Raw genomic sequence first — 15,560 nt, forward strand, 5'->3', positions numbered from 1 at the left:
TATCGACCTATGGACAACTCTAGCGGAGTCGGCGTTCTGGACAAGGCCGCGGCCGTCCTCAACGCTCTGGAGGCGGGCCCCGCCACCCTCGCGCAGCTGGTCAACGCCACCCACCTGGCCCGGCCGACTGCCCACCGGTTGGCCGTGGCGCTGGAACATCACCGGTTGGTCGGCCGCGACATGCAGGGCAGATTCGTGCTCGGGCCCCGGCTGAGCGAACTGTCCAGCGCCGCGGGCGAGGACCGCCTGCTGGCCGCCGCGGGCCCGGTGCTGACCGCCCTGCGCGACCACACCGGCGAGAGCGCCCAGCTGTACCGTCGACAGGGCGATCAGCGGATCTGCGTGGCCGCGGCCGAGCGCCCGATCGGTTTGCGCGATTCGATCCCGGTCGGCGCCACGTTGACGATGACCGCCGGATCCGCCGCACAGATCCTGCTCGCCTGGGAGGAGCCGGACCGGCTGCACCGCGGGCTCCAAGGCTCCAAATTCACCGCCACCATCCTGTCCGGGGTGCGACGCCGCGGCTGGGCACAGTCGGTGTCCGAACGTGAGGTCGGCGTGGCCTCGGTCTCCGCCCCCGTGCGCGGACAGTCCGGGCGCGTCGTGGCTGCCGTGTCGATCTCCGGACCGGTGGAGCGACTGTCCCGTCAGCCCGGTCGACTGCACGCCGCCGCGGTGGTGTCGGCGGCGAACCGGCTGACCGAGGTCCTACGGCGCACTGCGGACTGAGCCGACCCGAGTCGATCCGAGGCCGGGCTGCCCTGCGGGGCAGTCCGGCCTCGTGCGGTCCGGCCTCGCGCGGTCCGACCTCGTGCGCTCCATGCTCGCGCGGTCCAGGCACATGCCGCCCGAGCACGCACGGTCCAGGCTTGCGTGCCCCAGGTTCGCGTGGCCGAGGCCCCGGGACAGGACCGCTAAGTCACACCCGGATCGTCGAACCTCGACTGCGGCATTCCCCAAGCACACACCAGAAAGGCCCGACCACATTCCTGTGATCGGGCCTTTCCTCTGTACCCCCAAGGGGATTTGAACCCCTGTTACCGCCGTGAGAGGGCGGCGTCCTAGGCCGCTAGACGATGGGGGCCTAAGTGATCAGTCCCTTGCGGGCTTGACCGGGAACTACTCTACAGCATCCTGCTCGCCCTGTGAAATCCGCCCGGATCGGACATCTCTCTCAGGTCGTGCGCTGGGGTACCAGGACTCGAACCTAGACTAAGTGAACCAGAATCACTCGTGCTGCCAATTACACCATACCCCAATGGTCGGGCATTTCCCCTGGTTCGGCCGCTTTCCATCGCGGCGACCAGCGCCACGAGGGAGAGGAGGACCGGCGCGCAGTGGACGCCGTACCGACCGGGAACATTACCGGACCACTGGCCCTCAGACCAAACCGGCTCCGATGTGCCGCCGATCACCCCCGGCCGAGGGCCGCACCGACCACGGAACCGCCCCCACCGGCCGTGACACCGTGGGCCAGTGAGGGCAGGTGTCCGTCAGAGCGTGGCGCGCAGGGCAGCGATCCGAGCCAGCGACGACTCCTTGCCCAGCAGCTCCAGCGACTCGAACAGCGGCGGCGACACCCGGCGACCAGAGACCGCCACCCGCAACGGGGTGAAGGCGAACCGGGGCTTGATGCCCAGCCCGTCCACCAGGGCGCTCTGCAGCGCCTCTTCCACCGTCGCGGTGCCGAAGTCGGTGAGGGGCTCCAGCGCGGCGACGGCGGCATCCAGCACCTGCGCGGGCTCACCCTTGAGCGCAGCCCTCGCGTCGTCCTCGATCACCAGGTCGGCGTCGGACACGAACAGGAAGCCCAGCATGTCCGGTGCCTCGCCGAGCAGCTTGATCCGGGTCTGGATCAGCGGGGCCGCGGCGTCCAGGAGCTGACGGTGCGCGGGCTCCAGGTCGGCATAGGAGTCCGCCGCGACCAGTCCGGCGCGGTGCAGGTAGGGCACCAGGCGGTCGCGGAAGTCCTCGGCGTCGAGCATTCGGATGTGGTCGGCGTTGATCGCCTCGGCCTTCTTCAGGTCGAAGCGCGCCGGGTTCGGGTTCACGTCGTGGATGTCGAAGGCCTCGACCAGCTCCGGGACGGTGAAGATGTCCCGGTCCGGGCCGATGGACCAGCCGAGCAGCGACAGGTAGTTGAGCAGGCCCTCCGGGGTGAAACCGCGCTCCCGGTGCAGGAACAGGTTCGACTCCGGGTCGCGCTTGGACAGCTTCTTGTTGCCCTCCCCCATCACGTAGGGCAGGTGACCAAACTGGGGCATCACACTGGCCACGCCGAGTTCCAGCAGCGCCCGGTAGAGCACGACCTGACGCGGGGTGCTGGACAGCAGATCCTCGCCGCGCAGCACGTGCGTGATGTTCATCAGCGCGTCGTCGATGGGGTTGACCAGGGTGTACAGCGGGTGGCCGTTCGCCCGGACGATGACGTAGTCCGGTACCGCCCCGGCCTTGAAGGTGACCTCGCCGCGGACCAGGTCGGTGAAGGTGATGTCCTCCTCCGGCATCCGCAGGCGGAGCACCGGCTCGCGGCCCTCCGCGCGGTAGGCGGCCTTCTGCTCCTCGGTCAGGTGCCGGTCGTACCCGTCGTAGCCCAGCTTGGGGTCGCGCCCCGCCGCGCGGTGCCGGGCCTCAACCTCCTCCGGGGTAGTGAAGGACTCGTAGGCGTAGCCGCCCTCCAGCAGACGCCGGGCGACGTCACGGTAGAGATCCATCCGCTGCGACTGGCGGTAGGGCTCATGCGGACCGCCGACCTCGACGCCCTCGTCCCAGTCCAGGCCGAGCCACCGCAGTGCGTCCAGCAGTTGCTGGTAGCTCTCTTCAGAGTCGCGTGCCGGGTCGGTGTCCTCGATCCGGAACACGAACGTCCCGCCGACGTGCCGGGCGTAGGCCCAGTTGAACAGGGCGGTCCGGATCAGCCCGACATGCGGGGTTCCGGTCGGGGACGGGCAGAAGCGAACGCGGATGTCGGAGGTCACGCCCGCCAGCCTAGCGAGCCCGCGGAGCCCGACCTGTCGTCTCCGTGCGGGGTGGACCGTCCTGTGCATCGGGTGCCCAGATGTCACCGGGCACATCCGCGGGCAGCAGGGGGTTGCCGTGCCCGATGAATCGCTCGTCGCCACCGGCCGCCCGACTGCGTCGGTAGTCCGCGAGCGTGCCCAGCGCCCACCGGGACAGCAGCAGGATCGCGACGAGGTTCACCGTCGCCATCAGGGCCATCGCGATGTCGGCGATGGCCCACACCGTGTTCAGCGCCGCCAGCGAGCCGAGGGCGACAGCGATCAGCACCCCGGCGCGCACCAGCGTCAGCCCCCGCCCGCGCACCCGAAGGAACACCAGGTTGACCTCGGCGTAGGCGTAGTTGCCCAGCACCGAGCTGAAGGCGAACACGAAGACGATCACCGTCATCAGCGCGCTGGTCCACCCGCCCAGCTCGTGCACCACGGCGTCGGTGGTCAGGACTGCACCAGCGCTCTGCTCCGTGCGACCGGGGACGAACACCTCCGGACCGGCGGACAGCACGATGAACGCGGTGGCGGTGCAGACCAGCATGGTGTCCACGAACACACCGAGGGACTGCACCAGCCCCTGCTTGACCGGGTGGGTCACGGTGGCGGTGGCGGCCGTGTTCGGTGCCGACCCCATGCCCGCCTCATTGGAGAACAGTCCGCGCCGCGCACCGTTCAGCACCGCGGCGAGAATGCCACCCGCCGTCCCGGCCAGGGCGGTGTCCAGACCGAAGGCCCCGCGCACGATCTGCCCCAGCACATCGGGGATGGAGGTGACATTCAGCAGGACGATCACCGCGGCCAGCAGCAGGTAGGCACCGGCCATCAGTGGCAGCATCACCTCGGCGACGCGCGCGACTCGGCGCAGGCCGCCGAAGAGCACCGGGGCGGCGAGCAGGACCAACAGCACCGCCGTCCAGCCGACCGGAACCCCGTGGGCTGAGCCGAGCGTGCCGGCGATGGTGTTGGCCTGCACCATGTTGAACGCGAAGCCGAAGGTGAAGACCAGCAGCACCGCGAAGACAATGCCCCACCGGCGCGAGCCGAGGCCGCGCTCGATGTAGTACGCCGGACCACCGCGGTAGGAGCCGTCCGGATCGCGCACCTTGAACACCTGCGCCAGCGTCGCCTCGACCAGGGCCGTGGCCATGCCGACCGCCGCCACCACCCACATCCAGAACACCGCGCCCGGGCCGCCCAGGGTCAACGCGACGGCAACACCAGCGATGTTGCCGGTGCCGACCCGCGAGGCCAGCCCGATAGCGAAGGCCTGGAAGGAGGAGATCCCGCCCTGGGCACCGGAGCGCGACGACGCCAGCTGCCGCAGCATCGCCGGGAACATCCGGATCTGCGCGGCACCCGTGCGCACCGTGAACCACAGACCGACGCCGACCAGGACGTAGATCAACCAGTGGGTGTAGAGGGTGTCGGTGACCCGATCCAGCACGGCCTGCAGATCCACGCCTGGCTCCTGTTCTGGTGGGTGCGGGACCCGCAGACCCTAACGGTCGGGTCAGGAACGACGCAGCACCGGGTTGCGCAGCGTGCCGATCTCCTCCACCTCGACCTCAACCACGTCCCGGTCCTCCAGCAGCCCGACACCGGCGGGGGTGCCGGTCAGGATGATGTCGCCGGGCAGCAGGGTCATCACCTCGGAGATGTATGCGATGAGGTTCGGCACGTCGAAGATCATCTGGGAGGTGCGGCCATCCTGCTTGGCCTCGCCGTTCACCCGCGCGCGCACCGCCAGGTCCTCGACGTCCAGTCCGGGCACGACCCACGGGCCGATCGGGCAGGAACCGTCGAATCCTTTGGCCCGGACCCACTGGGCGTCAGTGCGCTGGGCGTCGCGGGCGGTGATGTCATTGGCGACCGTGTACCCGAAGACGTAGTGCAGCGCGTTCTCCGGGGTGACGTCCTTGGTGACCTTGCCGATCACCACGGCCAGCTCGGCCTCGTAGGAGACCTCCTCGGTCCAGTCCGGCAGCACGATCGGGTCGTCCGGGCCGACGACGGCGGTGTTCGGCTTGAAGAACAGCAGCGGGGCGACCGGCACCTCATTGCCCAGCTCCGCGGCGTGGTCGGCGTAGTTACGGCCGACACCGACGATCTTGGAGCGCGGGATCACCGGGGCCAGCAGCCGCACACCGTCGCCCAGCGGGATGCGCTCACCGGTGGGCTGCACCGGGGTGTAGATCGGGTCGCCGGTGATGACCACCAGCTGCTCGGCGCCGGGCTCACCCTCGACGATGGCGTAGCGGGGGTCGTCTCCGGTGGTGAATCTCGCGATACGCATGACGGGAAGCCTAGACGTCAGACCCGGGCCAGTACCTCGCCGTGCAGCACCGCGAACCACCCGCCCGGCTGCTCGCCCCATTCGCGCCAGCCCGCGGCGAGCTGTTCCAGCCCGACCTCGTCGGCCAAACCGTGTGCCACGGCTTGCCGGGCGAAGTCCGATGCGGTGCAGCGTTCCGCCCACAGCCCGGACCACCAGCGCCGGTCCTCGTCCGACGCGTAGCACCAGACACCACCGGTGGCGACCACCGAGTCCGGGTCGAACCCGGCCTCCAACACCCAGCTGTGCAGTCGTCGTCCAGCATCGGCCTCCGCGCCGTTGGCCTGGGTGACCTCGTGGTAGAGCGCCGACCATTCGTCCAGCGCCGGGTGTTGAGGGAACCAGGTCATGCCGGCGTAGTCGGCATCCCGCACCGCAACCAGCCCACCGGGCTTGACCACCCGGCGCAGCTCGGTCAGCGCGGCCACTGGGTCCTGGAGGTGTTGGAGCAGCTGGTGCGCGTGGGCCACGTCAACACTGTCGTCCTCGGCGGGCAGGGCGTAGGCATCGCCGACCACGAAGCGCACGTTCCCGGCGTCGGCTCGCCGAGCCTCGTCCTGGGCCAGCGCAATCACCGCCTCCGAGCGGTCAATGCCGACGACCTGGCCCGGTGCCACCCGGGCAGCCAGGCCGAGGGTCAGCGTGCCCGGTCCGCAGCCGACGTCGAGCAGCGTCTGCCCGGACTCGAGGGCAGGCAGGAGGTAGGCGGCGGAGTTCTCCGCGGTCCGCCAGCGGTGGGAACGCAGCACGCTCTCGTGATGGCCGTGGGTGTAGACCTCGGATGCAGGGGTGATCACGGGGCCACGCTAGAACCGCCGCCCAGGGTCCGGAACCAGCTGTCTTGCTTTCTGAGATGTGAGAGCACCTCACTACCGTGACCGGATGCGCATCGACGGAATCGACCTCGCCCGGGGACTGGCGGTGCTCGGCATGGTCACCGCCCATGTCGCGCCTGGCGGCCCCGACAGCCCGCTGCCCTGGTCGTTGACCCAGGTGGCGGACGGCCGACCCTCCGCTCTGTTCGTGGTGTTGTCGGGAGTGTCCGTCGCGCTGATGTCCGGCGGCGTCCTCCCCCGCACCGGAGTCCCCCTGGTGCAGTCCCGCATCCGGATCCTGGCCCGCGCGTTCGTGCTGCTGGGTGTCGGCGGCGTGCTCGCTCTGATGAACACGCCGGTGGTGGTGATCCTGTCGACCTATGCGGTGCTGTTCGCGGTGGCCGCCTGCGTGCTGCGAACCTCATCGACCGCACTGCTGGTCAGCGCGGCGGTGGTGGCACTCATCGCCCCGCCGATCCGGATGTGGTTGCAGGTCTCGACGATGGCCGGGCCCGGCGGTGCCGGGGTGGTCGACCTGGTGATCGGCGAGCACTATCCGGCTCTGGTGTGGATCGCCTACCTGCTGGTGGGAGTGGCCGTCACCCGTGCTGACCTGGGTGCCCGGGCCACCCGGCTCTGGATGCTCGGCGGCGGAGTCGCAGCTGCGGTGCTCGGCTACGGCTCTGCGGCGGTGCTCACCCGGGTGATCGACGACCCGTCCTTCATCGTCTCGCAGCTGATCACCTCGGAGCCGCACAGTTCCAGCTCACCGGAGGTGCTCGGCAACATCGGGGTCGCCCTGGTCACGCTGGCCTGCTGCCTCTGGGTCGCCGAGCGGTGGCCGCGGGCGGTGGCACCGTTGACTGCCACCGGGGCGCTGGCCCTGACCGCGTACATCGGGCACATCGTCGCCATCCGGCTGCTGGGCAGCGAGGTTGTCTGGGAGCCGACCGCCACCGTCTGGTTGGCGTTCCTGGTCGTGATCATCGTCGGCTGTTGGGCCTGGCGGACCCACATCGGCCGCGGTCCGGCCGAGTGGGCGCTGCACCGGATCGCCTACCGGGCTTCCGACATCAAGGTCACGGCGACACCAACCGGCGATCCCACCTGACGCCGTCCCAGCGGTACTGCAACCGCATGTGTGCCCGGTCGGAGACGCCCTGCCAGAACTCGACCTGCTCGGCGCGCACCGCCCACACCTGCCAGTCATCAGCGACCAGCCCGGGTTCACGGTCCACCCGGTCCCGGGCCCGCTTGACCGCCTGCTGCATCTGTTCCACCGAGGCCAACGACTCCCCCGGGTGCGCGGCGATCAACGAGGCACGCGAACTCGGCGACCGGGCCAGAAAGTCCGCGCGACGCTCCGCCTCGGGCACGTGCTCGGCCCGCCCCGTGATCCGCACCTGACGGCCCAGCGGCTGCCAGTACACGGTCAGGGCACAACGCGGATCGGCGGTCAGGTCCCGGGCCTTCTCCGAGCGGGCGTCAGTGGCGAAGACCCAGCACCCGTCGCGGACGTCGGTCAACAGCACCACCCGGGCGCTCGGGTTCCCGGCGCTGTCCACGGTGGCGACCGCGAGCGCATGGGGTTCGGGCACACCGGCATCAATCGCCACGGTCAACCACTCGACGAAGGCCTCCGCGGGGTCCGCCGACAGACTGAATGGATCGACCTCGGGCAGGTCGCCGGTCAGGGCAGGCAGGGTACGCAGACGGGCGGCGATCGAGGACACCCGACCAGTATCGCGGTGTCCTCGATCCGCCGCCCGGGACGTGCGGTTCTGCAGGTCAGCCGATGGTGAACAACGGCTCCTCCGGCGTGACGACCGCGCCGGGTTCGATCAGACGGGCGACGGTCTGCGGGTCGGCGTCCAGCGCGATCACCGGGCACACCGCGGGACGACCGGAGGCGGTGACCGCTGCCGGGTCCCACTCCACCAACAGCTGCCCGGGCTCGACCCGGTCCTGCTCGGCGGCGTGCAGAGTGAATCCCTCGCCACCCATCTGCACGGTGTTGATCCCCAGGTGGACCAGCACGCCCTTGCCCTCGTCAGTGGCCAGCACGAAGGCGTGCGGGTGCATCTTGATCACGGTGCCCGCCACCGGGGCGATCACTCGGGCACCGGCCACCGGGTCCGGCTCGATGGCGAGCCCGGGTCCGACGATCTCCCCAGCGAACACCGGGTCGTCGACGTCCTTGAGTGCCACCACGGTCCCGGCCACCGGGGCCAGCACGGTCAGCGCCGCCATCAGCGCAGGTCCTCGATGTCCGCGGCCAGGGTGTCCGCCTCCGGGCCGACGATGACCTGCACGCCGTCACCGCCGAAGACCACCGCGATCGCACCGGCGGCCTTCAACCCCGCCTCGTCGACCTGCTCGGGGTCGTTGACCTCGACCCGGAGCCGGGTGATGCACGGCTCGAGGTCGACGATGTTGTCGTCGCCACCGAGGGCGGCGAGGATCTGGGCTGCCTTACTCATGGTGTTCTCCTTCGTGGGTGGTGCAGGTGCGGGGGTCAGAGCAGGTCGTCGAGGTCGGAGGCCAGCGTGTCGACCTGCGGGCCGATCACGATCTGGACCACCCGTCCCTGCGCCATCACGCCGAAGGTCCCGGCGGAGCGCAGTGCGGGCAGGTCGACCCGGTCCGGGTCGGTCACCAGACAGCGCAGTCGGGTGGTGCACGGCTCGATCTCGACGATGTTGCTGACGCCGCCCAGCCCGGCCAGGATCTCGGCGGCCTGGGTGCTGGAGGCGGGGGCGACGCGAAGTCGACGGGTGTTCATGCACTCACCTGCTCGTCGTTGGTTCGGGTCCGGGGCACCAGCACATCGCCGGGGGCCTTCAACGGCACCCAGACGCTGTACCGGTCCCCGCGGTAGGAGGCCGTGGAGTACATACACGGTCCGTCGTCGGAGTAGGTCCGGCGTTCGGCCCGCATCACCACGCGACTGCCGACCGGCAGTCCGAGCAGTCGGGTCTCGTGCTCGGTGGCCTCGCCGGCGGTCAACGTGTCCTCGCCCCAGGACGGTACGCAACCGTTCTCACGGAGCGCGGCGTAGACGCTGTCCGGGGTGCCGTCCTCCAACAGCCCGGGCACCAGGGACACCGGGACCCAGAGCCGCTCGACGCTCATCGGCAGACCGTCGGCGCTGCGTACCCGCTCCAGGTGGTGCAACGGGTCGCCGGGAGCGATCTGCAATGCCTCGGCGATGGCGGCTGTGGCGGGCGCCTGCCCGGAGAACAGCACCCGGGAATCCGGCTCCATCCCCCGCGAGCGCATCTCCTCGCCGAATGTGGTCAGCCGCATCTCGAAGTCGATCCGGCGGGGTGCCACAAAGGTGCCGCGGCCTTGCTCACGACGCAGCACGCCCTCGGCCACCAGGGCGTCCACGGCTTGTCGAACGGTCATCCGGGACACATCGAACCGCTCGCAGAGCGTTCGCTCGGAGGGGATCGGGTCGCCGACCCCGAGCTCACCGACCAGATCGGCCAGGTAGGCCCGCACCGTCTGGTGCTTGAAGCCGGACGTCTTCGTCATCGCATGTCCTTTCGGGCGATCTTGACACATCCTGGTGGTCCAGACCACTCTTGCGCAACTGGTCCAGACAAGTTGCCCGCGTCACATCGGTGACACTCAGCCAGCACGCGACGAGGAGTGCCATGACCACCATCACCGCCGAGGCCGCCAGCGGCCCCGCTAAGCAGAAGCGGGGCATCCCCGGCTTCGCCCAACTCCAGCGGATCGGCCGCTCCCTGATGCTGCCGATCGCTTCCCTGCCTGCCGCCGCTCTGCTGCTGCGCCTCGGCCAGGCCGACATGCTCGGCGCCGATGGCGTGGCCGGGACCTGGTCCTGGATGCAGCCGGTCGCGGATGTGTTCGCCGCCGCCGGAGGTGCCCTCCTGGACAACCTCCCGATCCTCTTCGCCCTGGGTGTGGCCATCGGCTATGCCCGCAAGGCGGATGGGTCCACCGGCCTGGCCGCCCTGGTCGGCTATCTGGTGTTCACCGGCGTCACCGACGCCCTCTCGCCCTCCATCCTGGGTGCAGCCGCCGAGGGTGAGACCCAGGAGCTGATCAACTACGGCGTCCTGGGCGGCATCGTCATCGGCCTGACCGCTGCGCTGCTGTTCCAGAAGTACTCGCGGATCAAGCTGCCGCCCTATCTGGCGTTCTTCGGCGGACGCCGGTTCGTGCCGATCGTCACCGCCGGTGCGGCCGTGATCATCGGCGTGCTGCTCTCCCTGATCTACCCGTGGTTCGACAGTGGCTTCACCGCCGTCGGCGACTGGGTCACCGGCTCGGCCGTGCTCGGTGGATTCATCTTCGGCACGCTGAACCGACTCCTGCTGCCCTTCGGCCTGCACCACCTGCTGAACTCGCTGCCCTGGTTCCAGTTCGGCAACTTCACCAACGCCGCCGGCGAGGTGGTCAGCGGTGACATCCCGCGCTTCCTGAACGGGGACCCGACCGCAGGAACCTTCACCACCGGATTCTTCCCGATCATGATGTTCGCGCTGCCCGCGGCTGCCCTGGCCATCATCCACACGTCCAAGAAGAAGAACCGCAAGGTCATCGCCGGTGTGATGGGCTCGGCCGCGCTGGTCGCCTTCGTCACCGGTGTCACTGAGCCGCTGGAGTTCAGCTTCGTCTACGTGGCGTACCCGCTGTACGCGATCCACGCGGTGCTGACCGGCACCTCGCTGGCCCTGGTCAACGCCCTCGGCATCCGGGACGGCTTCGGCTTCTCCGCCGGGGCCATCGACTACGTGCTCAACTTCCGGATCGCGGAACAGCCGCTGCTGCTGATCCTGATCGGACTGGGCTACGCGGTCGTGTACTACTTCCTGTTCCGCTGGGCCATCGTGAAGTTCAACATGAAGACGCCTGGCCGGGAGGACGACCCGGAGACCGAGGCCGCGGACGAGAAGCGCGTGGAGCAGGCCGCCGCCGTGGCCGGTGACACCGGAGCGCCGACCGAGCCGCGACCCAGCAGCTGACCGCAGCACCATGCGGAGTGGGCCGTCCGACTATCGGGCGGCCCACTCCTGTGTCAGCCCGCAGCCCGAATCTGGTCCACACCCTTGTTGGCCAGCTGGTCCGCCCGCTCGTTGCCGGGGTCGCCCGCGTGACCCTTCACCCACTGCCAGGTGATCGCGTGCCGGGCGACCTCGGCGTCCAACTCCTGCCAGAGGTCCTGGTTCTTCACCGGCTTCTTATCCGCGGTGCGCCAGTTGTTGCGCTTCCAGCCCGCGATCCACGTGGTGACGCCCTGCATCACGTACTGCGAGTCGACATGCAGCGTGACACGGCAGGGCTGGTTCAGCGCCCGCAACGCCTCGATCACGGCGGTGAGCTCCATCCGGTTGTTGGTGGTCAGCTCCTCACCGCCGAAGAGCTCGCGCTCGTGACTGCCCGCCCGAAGCAGCGCCCCCCAGCCACCGACGCCGGGGTTGCCCTTGCAGGCACCGTCGGTCCACATCTCCACGGTGGGGGTGTCCTCGCTCATGGGCTGCACCCTAATCCGCATGTCGAACATGACAGGATCGCTCGGTGTCCTCCCTCGCCGACCGCATCCCCGCTGACCCCACCGACCCGGACGCGCTGTTCGAGGCCTTCGCCGGGTGGGCGGAGGACCGCGGGCTGACGCTGTACCCGCACCAGGAGGAGGCGATCCTGGAGCTGGTGACCGGCCAGCACGTCATCCTGGCCACCCCCACCGGCTCCGGGAAGTCACTGGTGGCGATCGCGGCGCACTTTGTCGCGCTGGCCCAGGGTCGACGGACGTACTACACCGCGCCGTTGAAGGCGCTGGTGTCGGAGAAGTTCTTCGCGCTGGTGGACGCCTTCGGCTCGGCGAACGTCGGGATGATGACCGGCGACTCGGCGGTCAACCCGGACGCACCGATCATCTGCTGCACGGCGGAGATCCTGGCGAACCAGGCGCTGCGCCAGGGACGAGACGCGGACATCGGTCAGGTCGTGATGGACGAGTTCCACTTCTACGCGGACCCGCAGCGCGGCTGGGCGTGGCAGGTGCCGCTGCTGGAGCTGCCCCGCACCCAGTTCTTGTTGATGAGCGCGACCCTGGGTGATGTGTCGTTCTTCGTCGACGACCTGAAGCGCCGGACCGGCACGGATGTGGCCGTGGTTGCCGGGGCCGAGCGCCCGGTGCCGTTGACGTTCAGCTATGTGGCCGAACCGCTGCACGAGCTGGTCGAGGAGTTGGTGAGCACCCACCGCTCGCCGGTGTACATCGTGCACTTCACCCAGAAGGAGGCGGTGGAGCGGGCGCAGGCGCTGCTGTCCATGACCCTGACCTCCAAGGAACAGAAGGCGGCCATCGCCGACGAGCTGGGCGACTTCCGGTTCGGCAGCGGCTTCGGCAAGACACTGTCCCGGCTGCTGCGGCACGGCGTCGGCGTGCACCACGCGGGAATGCTGCCCAAGTACCGCCGTGTGGTGGAACGCCTCACCCAGAAGGGCCTGCTCCGGGTGGTCTGCGGCACCGACACCCTCGGGGTGGGCATCAACGTCCCGATCCGCACCGTGCTGCTGACCAGCCTGGTCAAGTACGACGGCGTGAAGATGCGGCACCTGACCGCCCGGGAGTTCCACCAGATCGCCGGACGGGCCGGACGGGCCGGGTTCGACACCGTCGGCGAGGTGCTGGTCCTGGCACCCGAGCACGTGATCGAGAACCGTCGGGCACTGGCCAAGGCCGGCGACGACCCAAAGAAGCTCAAGAAGATCGTCCGCAAGCAGGCCCCGCCCGGGTCAGTGAACTGGACCGACAAAACCTTCGAACGACTGCGCGACGCCGACCCCGAGCCGCTGACCAGCTCCTTCGCTGTCTCCCACGCGATGGTGCTCAACGTGCTGGCCCGGCCGGACGGCGACCCGGTGGCCGCCATGCGCCATCTGCTGCTCGACAACCACGAGCCGGAGGCGACCCGGGGGCGACTGGTCCGCCAGGCCATCGCCATCTACCGCTCGCTGCGCACCGCCGGGGTGATCGAGCGGGTCACGCTGCCCGACGGTCGACGCACGGTCCGACTCACCCTGGACATCCCGCAGAGCTTCGCGCTGAACCAGCCGCTGAGCCCCTTCGCCTACGCCGCCCTCGACCTACTCGACATCGAGGACCCGGGCTACGCGCACGACGTGGTCAGTGTCATCGAGGCCACCCTGGACGAGCCCCGCCAGGTGCTCGCCGCCCAGTTGAACAAGGCCAAGGGCGAGGCCGTCGCACAGATGAAGGCCGACGGACTGGAATACGAGGAGCGGATGGCCCTCCTGGAGGAGATCAGCTACCCGCAGCCCCTGGCCGAGCTGTTGAATGCCGCCTTCGCCACCTACCGGCAGAGCAACCCGTGGGTGGCCGACCACGAGCTCTCCCCCAAGTCCGTGGTCCGCGACATGCACGAGCGCGCAGCGACCTTCACCGAGTACGTGTCGCTCTACCAGCTGGACCGGACCGAGGGCGTGCTGCTGCGCTACCTGGCCGACGCCTTCCGGGCGCTGCGCCAGATCGTGCCGGAGGACGCGCGCACCGAAGATCTCCGCGATCTCATCGAGTGGCTGGGCGAGCTGGTCCGTGGCACCGACTCCTCCTTGCTGGACGAATGGGAGCGGCTGGCCCACCCGGAGGACCTGGACGACGCCACCGTCACCGAGGCCCGACCGGAGGACGACGCGCCCCCGCCGATCACCGCCAATCACCGGGCGTTCCGGGCCCTGGTCCGCGGTGCGCTGTTCCGACGGGTCGACCTGGCTTCCCGGGAGGACTATCGCGCGCTGGCCGCCCTCGGAGACCTGGACGCCGACGACGCCCCCTGGGACGAGGACCGTTGGGGTGACGCCCTGGACCCGTTCTACGACGACCACGACGAGATCCTGACCGGCCCGCCCGCCCGCGGTCCGCGACTGTTCCAGGTGGACGAGAAGCCCGCCGCCCACGGCGGACGCGGCGACCTGTGGACCGTGCGGCAGATCCTCGACGATCCCGAGGGCGACCACGATTGGCGGATCGATGCACTGGTCGACCTGGCCGCCTCCGATGCCGCGGGTGAGGTCCGGCTGCGGGTACTGGCAGTCGGCCCGCTCTGACCTGCGCAAGCGCTCGTTCGGCACCGGCACGCGCTCAGCTGAGCCTGACCTCAGATAGGACAGGCTGGCCTATGTTTGCGCAGGTCAGGCAAGGTTTTCCTTCGATGACAGTGTGAGGAACGCGGCCTACCGTGTCGGTATGAGCACGCTGTCGGAGCACCTGATCGGACGTCCTGCCACTACCCCGGCGGGCCAGGACACGCTGCCGGCCTCCGCCGCCGGTTCCGTTCCGCCCGCCCCGGTGCCCAGCGCCGAGCGGCTGAACTGGCTCCGCGCGGGCGTGCTCGGTGCCAATGACGGCATCGTGTCGGTAGCCGCCACCGTCGTCGGTGTCGCCGGTGCCGCAGTGGACAACCGGGCGCTGGTGGTCGCCGGCATCGCCGCCCTGGTCGCGGGCGCGCTGTCCATGGCCGCTGGGGAGTACGTGTCGGTGAGCAGCCAGCGGGACGCCGAGCTGACCATGCGCGCCCATGGCGTCCTGGCCGAGGACGCAGAACTCACCAACCCGTGGCACGCGGCGCTCGCCTCGCTGCTGTCCTTCGTGGTGGGTGGCGTGATCCCGCTGCTGATGGTGCTGCTGCCCCTGGGCACCGCCCGCATCCCCGCGGCCTTCGGTGCCGTGGTGCTGGCGCTGGTCCTGACCGGTGCGATCTCGGCCAAGCTCGGCGGTGCCCGTGTGCCCCGTGCGGTGGCACGCAATGTGCTCGGTGGCTCGCTGGCGATGGCGGTCACCTACGGCATCGGCAGCCTGGTGGGTCTGGCGGTCTGACCCGTCCCGCGTGATTACGCTGCACGGGTGAGCCGCGCCAAGCACACCCCCTCCGGCACCCCGGCCTTGGTCGCCCTGACTGCCGCCGATGTCCCGCACACTGCCCATGCCTACGAGCACGACCCGGCCTCCACCCTGGGCTACGGCCTGGAGGCAGCCACTGCGCTCGGTGTGGAACCGGAGCGGGTGTTCAAGACCCTGATGGCCAGCGTGGACGGTGCATTGACTGTTGCCGTGGTCCCGGTGACCGGCACTCTCGACCTCAAAGCGCTGGCGCAGGCCGCTGGCGGCAAGAAGGCGACGATGGCCGACCCCGCCACTGCCGAGCGCGCCACCGGCTACGTGGTCGGCGGGATCTCCCCGCTCGGTCAGAAGACAGCCCACCCGACCGTCCTCGACGAGTCGATCTGGCTCTTCGACACCGTGTACGTCTCCGGCGGCCGCCGCGGGCTCGATGTCGAGCTGGCCCCGGAGGATCTGGTGCGCCTGACCAGCGCCACCGTCGCACCGGTCGCGCGGGATTGACG

The 15,560-nt window shown here is 69.7% G+C and carries 16 protein-coding genes and 2 tRNA genes; 6 read left to right on the forward strand and 12 right to left on the reverse strand.

The features are described from left to right. Positions 1–9 precede the first annotated feature (9 nt). On the forward strand, positions 10–729 hold the full coding sequence (locus tag AB0N78_RS03885; protein WP_363386062.1) for an IclR family transcriptional regulator: 720 nt from the start codon (positions 10–12) through the stop codon (positions 727–729). A gap of 282 nt (positions 730–1,011) precedes the next feature. Here AB0N78_RS03885 and AB0N78_RS03890 read toward each other — a convergent pair. From AB0N78_RS03890 to AB0N78_RS03915, 6 genes are all read right to left on the reverse strand, one after another. Then, positions 1,012–1,084 (reverse strand) — tRNA-Glu (locus tag AB0N78_RS03890). Positions 1,085–1,186: 102 nt separating this feature from the next. Next, positions 1,187–1,258 (reverse strand) — tRNA-Gln (locus AB0N78_RS03895). Between the two features lie 235 nt (positions 1,259–1,493). Next, positions 1,494–2,978: a glutamate--tRNA ligase gene (gltX, locus tag AB0N78_RS03900; RefSeq protein ID WP_363386064.1), complete on the reverse strand. Its 1,485-nt coding sequence runs from the start codon at positions 2,976–2,978 to the stop codon at positions 1,494–1,496. A 10-nt stretch (positions 2,979–2,988) separates the two neighbouring features. Further along, positions 2,989–4,470: an alanine/glycine:cation symporter family protein gene (locus AB0N78_RS03905; protein ID WP_363386066.1), complete on the reverse strand. Its 1,482-nt coding sequence runs from the start codon at positions 4,468–4,470 to the stop codon at positions 2,989–2,991. A 51-nt stretch (positions 4,471–4,521) separates the two neighbouring features. After that, positions 4,522–5,304 (reverse strand): fumarylacetoacetate hydrolase family protein, encoded by a 783-nt coding sequence (locus AB0N78_RS03910; protein ID WP_363386068.1) that lies wholly within the window; start codon positions 5,302–5,304, stop codon positions 4,522–4,524. Between the two features lie 17 nt (positions 5,305–5,321). Further along, positions 5,322–6,140 (reverse strand): methyltransferase domain-containing protein, encoded by an 819-nt coding sequence (locus tag AB0N78_RS03915; RefSeq protein WP_363386070.1) that lies wholly within the window; start codon positions 6,138–6,140, stop codon positions 5,322–5,324. Between the two features lie 85 nt (positions 6,141–6,225). Here AB0N78_RS03915 and AB0N78_RS03920 point away from each other — a divergent pair, with 85 nt between their 5' ends. Further along, the gene (locus tag AB0N78_RS03920; RefSeq protein WP_363386072.1) at positions 6,226–7,269 is read left to right on the forward strand and encodes a DUF418 domain-containing protein; all 1,044 of its coding nucleotides are present in this window, start codon (positions 6,226–6,228) and stop codon (positions 7,267–7,269) included. Here the strand turns inward: AB0N78_RS03920 and AB0N78_RS03925 are convergent. From AB0N78_RS03925 to AB0N78_RS03945, 5 genes are read right to left on the reverse strand one after another with little or no spacing between them, the layout of a single operon-like run. Further along, positions 7,238–7,891, reverse strand: a complete 654-nt coding sequence (locus tag AB0N78_RS03925) for a pyridoxal 5'-phosphate synthase (RefSeq protein ID WP_363386074.1) — start codon at positions 7,889–7,891, stop codon at positions 7,238–7,240. The genes AB0N78_RS03920 and AB0N78_RS03925 overlap by 32 nt on opposite strands. A 55-nt stretch (positions 7,892–7,946) precedes the next feature. Beyond that, complete coding sequence (locus AB0N78_RS03930; protein WP_363386076.1) at positions 7,947–8,408, reverse strand: PTS glucose transporter subunit IIA; 462 nt, start codon at positions 8,406–8,408, stop codon at positions 7,947–7,949. Then, the gene (locus tag AB0N78_RS03935) at positions 8,408–8,638 is read right to left on the reverse strand and encodes a PTS glucose/sucrose transporter subunit IIB (protein WP_363386078.1); all 231 of its coding nucleotides are present in this window, start codon (positions 8,636–8,638) and stop codon (positions 8,408–8,410) included. The genes AB0N78_RS03930 and AB0N78_RS03935 overlap by 1 nt, the downstream gene beginning before the upstream one ends. A gap of 35 nt (positions 8,639–8,673) precedes the next feature. After that, positions 8,674–8,940, reverse strand: a complete 267-nt coding sequence (locus tag AB0N78_RS03940; RefSeq protein ID WP_363386080.1) for a PTS transporter subunit EIIB — start codon at positions 8,938–8,940, stop codon at positions 8,674–8,676. Continuing rightward, on the reverse strand, positions 8,937–9,695 hold the full coding sequence (locus tag AB0N78_RS03945) for a GntR family transcriptional regulator (protein ID WP_363386082.1): 759 nt from the start codon (positions 9,693–9,695) through the stop codon (positions 8,937–8,939). Before AB0N78_RS03945 ends, AB0N78_RS03940 begins: the two co-directional genes overlap by 4 nt. 122 nt (positions 9,696–9,817) lie before the next feature. Between AB0N78_RS03945 and AB0N78_RS03950 the strand changes: the two genes are divergently transcribed. Beyond that, positions 9,818–11,155 (forward strand): PTS transporter subunit EIIC, encoded by a 1,338-nt coding sequence (locus AB0N78_RS03950; protein ID WP_363386084.1) that lies wholly within the window; start codon positions 9,818–9,820, stop codon positions 11,153–11,155. Positions 11,156–11,208: 53 nt separating this feature from the next. On the opposite strand, the gene rnhA is transcribed toward AB0N78_RS03950, so the two are convergent. After that, positions 11,209–11,664, reverse strand: coding sequence for a ribonuclease HI (gene rnhA / locus AB0N78_RS03955; RefSeq protein ID WP_363386086.1), 456 nt, complete (start codon positions 11,662–11,664; stop codon positions 11,209–11,211). A 44-nt stretch (positions 11,665–11,708) separates the two neighbouring features. Here rnhA and AB0N78_RS03960 point away from each other — a divergent pair, with 44 nt between their 5' ends. From AB0N78_RS03960 to ybaK, 3 genes are all read left to right on the forward strand, one after another. Continuing rightward, positions 11,709–14,264, forward strand: coding sequence for a DUF3516 domain-containing protein (locus AB0N78_RS03960; protein WP_363386088.1), 2,556 nt, complete (start codon positions 11,709–11,711; stop codon positions 14,262–14,264). A gap of 139 nt (positions 14,265–14,403) precedes the next feature. Next, entirely contained in the window at positions 14,404–15,033 is a 630-nt protein-coding gene (locus AB0N78_RS03965; RefSeq protein ID WP_363386090.1) for a VIT1/CCC1 transporter family protein, read from the forward strand. A 27-nt stretch (positions 15,034–15,060) separates the two neighbouring features. Then, positions 15,061–15,558: a Cys-tRNA(Pro) deacylase gene (ybaK, locus tag AB0N78_RS03970; protein ID WP_363386092.1), complete on the forward strand. Its 498-nt coding sequence runs from the start codon at positions 15,061–15,063 to the stop codon at positions 15,556–15,558. Positions 15,559–15,560 lie beyond the last annotated feature (2 nt).

Origin of the sequence: Cellulomonas sp. NPDC089187 (assembly GCF_040685135.1) — a bacterium.
Lineage (GTDB): Bacteria > Actinomycetota > Actinomycetes > Actinomycetales > Cellulomonadaceae > Cellulomonas.